Below are 840 nucleotides of genomic sequence, written 5' to 3'. Positions count from 1 at the left end.
AGCTCAGGCGCGTACACATCAATAGTTTTATACATCATCACCCTGCTTCTTATCAGACTCTGGGTATACTTGAAAATTTCCTCGGTAATTTAGTAAGTTACGAGCAGGCTGAAAAGCAAATGCCGCCTCTATCGAAGAAGTATTTTGATAATCCTTTATTTATTAAAGTCACTAAACTCATTGCCGGTCATAAGTTGTCTATTGCCGGCACAATAATGCCTGACATTATCCTGCCAGACACTACCGGAAAGAATATGGTAGACCTGAAAATGATCAGATCGCTCAACAAATATGTACTGATCGATTTTTGGGCCAGTTGGTGCGTGCCCTGCCGGACCAATAACCCTGCGTTGCAGGAGCTGTATGCTAAATATAAAAAGCAAAAACTCGCTGTTGTAGGTGTATCACTCGACCGTGATATGGCAAGTTGGAAGAAGGCGATCAGAATGGATAAGACAAGTTGGTGGCATCTTTCGGATTTGAAAGGGATGGACAGCAGGTATGCCCTGATGTTTAACGTGCAAACCCTTCCGACTTATATGTTGATCGATACCAGCGGAAAGCTGATTCTAAATACCCATAACATTAAAGAAATTAGTGATAAAATAGCGCTGCTTTTTTAAACGTTGACGGCTGTCGCCGGTTTGCTTTACAAGAAGCAATCGCCGATCGGATTAGGCGTTCAGCAAATAACTGATATAAAAAATGGCCAGGAAGACTGTTTGCCTTGAAACGAGAAAACAGTATATTACATCAACTAAAAAGTTGGACTATGAAAAAGCACTTAAAAAGAATTCTGATTGGCGCTTCAATGTCATTAATGGCTGTATTTGGATTTTT

1 protein-coding gene is annotated in these 840 nt (G+C 40.6%); it reads left to right on the top strand.

Annotation, left to right across the window (positions count from 1 at the left end):
* A partial coding sequence (locus ACNOHI_RS24675; RefSeq protein ID WP_420477374.1) for a TlpA family protein disulfide reductase occupies positions 1–623 on the top strand: 623 nt, incomplete at its 5' end.
* Between the last annotated feature and the right edge of the window lie 217 nt (positions 624–840).

It is taken from the genome of Noviherbaspirillum sp. ST9 (assembly GCF_048799745.1).
GTDB lineage: Bacteria > Pseudomonadota > Gammaproteobacteria > Burkholderiales > Burkholderiaceae_D > Noviherbaspirillum.
The sequence above is the reverse complement of the archived record's forward strand: the minus strand, read 5'-3'. Positions and strand labels throughout refer to the sequence as shown.